5 protein-coding genes are annotated in these 2552 nt (G+C 40.1%); 3 read left to right on the forward strand and 2 right to left on the reverse strand.

Annotated features, from left to right (window positions below):
* A partial coding sequence (locus tag VE944_RS30360) for a biotin carboxylase (RefSeq protein ID WP_324986342.1) occupies window positions 1–321 on the reverse strand: 321 nt, incomplete at its 3' end.
* Window positions 322–456: 135 nt separating this feature from the next.
* On the opposite strand from VE944_RS30360, the gene VE944_RS30365 reads away from it, so the two are divergent.
* The 3 genes from VE944_RS30365 to VE944_RS30375 all read left to right on the forward strand — a co-directional run bounded on the left by VE944_RS30365 (window position 457) and on the right by VE944_RS30375 (window position 1942).
* Window positions 457–1068, forward strand: coding sequence for a hypothetical protein (locus tag VE944_RS30365; RefSeq protein WP_324986345.1), 612 nt, complete (start codon window positions 457–459; stop codon window positions 1066–1068).
* A 72-nt stretch (window positions 1069–1140) separates the two neighbouring features.
* Window positions 1141–1440, forward strand: coding sequence for a type II toxin-antitoxin system TacA family antitoxin (locus VE944_RS30370; protein WP_324986348.1), 300 nt, complete (start codon window positions 1141–1143; stop codon window positions 1438–1440).
* The gene (locus VE944_RS30375) at window positions 1424–1942 is read left to right on the forward strand and encodes a GNAT family N-acetyltransferase (RefSeq protein ID WP_324986351.1); all 519 of its coding nucleotides are present in this window, start codon (window positions 1424–1426) and stop codon (window positions 1940–1942) included. The genes VE944_RS30370 and VE944_RS30375 overlap by 17 nt, the downstream gene beginning before the upstream one ends.
* 16 nt (window positions 1943–1958) lie before the next feature.
* Here VE944_RS30375 and VE944_RS30380 read toward each other — a convergent pair.
* Window positions 1959–2552 (reverse strand): alpha/beta hydrolase (locus VE944_RS30380; RefSeq protein ID WP_324986354.1); only part of this gene is annotated, 594 nt, incomplete at its 5' end.

The following is a 2552-nucleotide window of genomic DNA, read 5'->3' on the forward strand; positions in this document are numbered from 1 at the left end:
TGGTACTTCAGCAATAGAACCTAAGCGAGTGCGGTTTTGCATTACTGAGTCATTGTTGGCATCATAGATGCGTCCAAAAATATCTGCGTCGTAGACTGTTTTATAAGTGCCATTTTCTGCTTTGCCAATGACAAGAAAACAATTAGCAGCCGCACTACCACTACTGGTAACAGCCCCTTGTGCTAGTTCTGGTGGACAATCTTTATAGGAAACATCAAATAATCTAATCTGTGTCAGTGCTACAGCAGGGGGAATGCTCACCCACGATAGAAAGGTGATGAGACAGGAAATAAAAACGACCGTGAGTGAGCGCAAGCGCATAAAAGACTCCGTGACTTAATCTAACAATATGTAACTTATAATTTCAGCTTAACTGAATTTAACTACAAGGAATTGAAGACTTTAATTTAACCTTTGTAATAATTAGGGAAATAAACCCTTAATTGCTATTAACTTATGACTCCAGATGAGATTGAAGCATCTATGCTCGCAGCCTTTAATGATTGTGATGCAGCAAGCTGTCCTCTCACTGACACACAGAAAGAGATATTACTGCAAGTCGTGGAGCAAATTCAGGGAAATTCTACCTCTAGAGCATCAGCTATTGCTAATCCCTTAGACGAACTTACCGCAGAGGAGTTAGAAGCATTTTTACAATTTGTTAAGGATGAAGAACAACGCAACCGCACTTGGAAAGTGCAATTACTCAACGACTGGCTACTGCAAAATGACTCTGGAACAGTACAATTTATTCGGCAACGCTATGGTTTACAGTGGTTGAATCGTGTAGAGTCATATCATTTTGATAAGTATTCTTATTTTGAGGATGCACTAAAGCTAAGAGTAGGCGATCGCATTGAAGTTTCCAATGCCCTATGGGAATGGGTGCAAGAAGATGGCCCTTGTAAGCGCGAATGGTTTCCCTGTATGGTGATCAAGGTCGAGGAAATTAGCAACGGTGATGATACCTCTACTAACTGCGTCGTCCGCTTCTTCAACGGCTCTGAGTATGAAATTCAAGGCATCTACGAATGGAATCGCTATAACTGGCGCTGGCCTCAAAAGTAGATATTGAAATATTTTTAATATATACGGCATTATGCCGTATAGACTTTAAATATAGACTTATGTTTGTATTTTATGAGTGATAACACCTTGCAACAAACAGCTCGATTAGAAGCACGCGTCAATCCTGAGATAAAAGCTCTATGGCAAAAAGCTGCGGATTTACAGGGAGTCACCTTGACGGATTTTGTCATCGCCAGCGTTCAGGAAGCAGCTTACAACGTCATACAGCAGCATCAAACACTCAAGCTCAGTTTAGAAGATGCTGAAGCTTTTGTAGAAGCTCTGCAAAACTTACCGAAACCTTCCGATTCTCTTATCGCAGCAGCTTTACGTTACAAACAAATAATCCAAAAAAATGGTGTTAACGATTGAGTTGCTAGATAGTAAAAAGCATAACCGCTCAATTTTTGCTTGTGGAAATGATAGTTTAGACACCTATATAGTTAAATCTGCATCTCAAGACCTGAAGAAAAAAGTCGCTACAGTGTTTGTTTTGATTGACTCTCCAAGCATGGATATTATTGCTTATTACACTCTTTCAACTTACACAGTAGATATTACTAATTTAGATAAAACCTTTACCAAAGGTTTACCTCGCTATCCTTTGCTGCCAGCTATTTTACTCGGTCGTCTTGCTGTTGATAGCAGTCGTCAAGGTCAAGGTTTAGGAGGAGTGATTCTGATAGATGCTTTGAAGCGTGTCCTAAAGGCTACAGAGCAAGTTACATCCGTTGCAGTAATTGTAGAAGCTATAGATGAAAAAGCAGTTAACTTTTACCAAAAATACGGTTTTCAACAATTTAAAGAACATCCGTTCAAGCTTTATCTACCTGTTAAAGCGATTGAGGAACTTTGTCTACGTTTTGAAATTTAAGTGTATGTTAATAAAATTATTGCTTAAACAACGCCCACGCCAAAAACCTCTCGGTATAATATAACGCTAATTGATTGCTCACACCGTTGAAAACAGCATCAAAAGCGTGTTCTGCCCAAGGAACTTCTAAAAAAACCGCAGTATTACCAGAATTATGTAAACGTTCATACATTCGTCTGCCAAATCGCGCTTCTACCAAATGGTCACGACTGCCGTAAATTAATAAAGTTGGTGGTAAAGGGTGCGTCAGATAATTTATCGGTGAAGCAATGTTATACTGATTAGGCAATTCTTGTAAAGAACCACCGATAAATGCTTTTAAAACAGCGCGGGTGTTGATAGGATCGGGATTTGGTGGTGTTTTGTATCCCCCCGTTAAATTAACAGGCCCGTAATAGTTCACCACACCACGAATAGGTGGTGCATCCGGTTGATAAGCCGCTAACATTGCTAGGTGCGCTCCCGCAGAACGCCCTAAAAGTACCATCCGTTCTGGATCAGCTTCGTATTCTGCTGCATGTTTGCGAATAAAATTTAGGGCTGTACGCACATCATCTAACTGAGCTGGAAACTGATATTTAGGTGCATGTCGATAAGCGATCGCAAATAC

This window comes from Nostoc sp. (genome assembly GCF_035638895.1).
GTDB lineage: Bacteria > Cyanobacteriota > Cyanobacteriia > Cyanobacteriales > Nostocaceae > Nostoc.

Bases quoted from the DNA above. Each gene is read 5' to 3' on its own strand.
- VE944_RS30375 (WP_324986351.1), top strand. From the start codon at position 1,424: ATGGTGTTAACGATTGAGTTGCTAGATAGTAAAAAGCATAACCGCTCA.
- VE944_RS30370 (WP_324986348.1), top strand. From the start codon at position 1,141: ATGAGTGATAACACCTTGCAACAAACAGCTCGATTAGAAGCACGCGTC.
- VE944_RS30365 (WP_324986345.1), top strand. From the start codon at position 457: ATGACTCCAGATGAGATTGAAGCATCTATGCTCGCAGCCTTTAATGAT.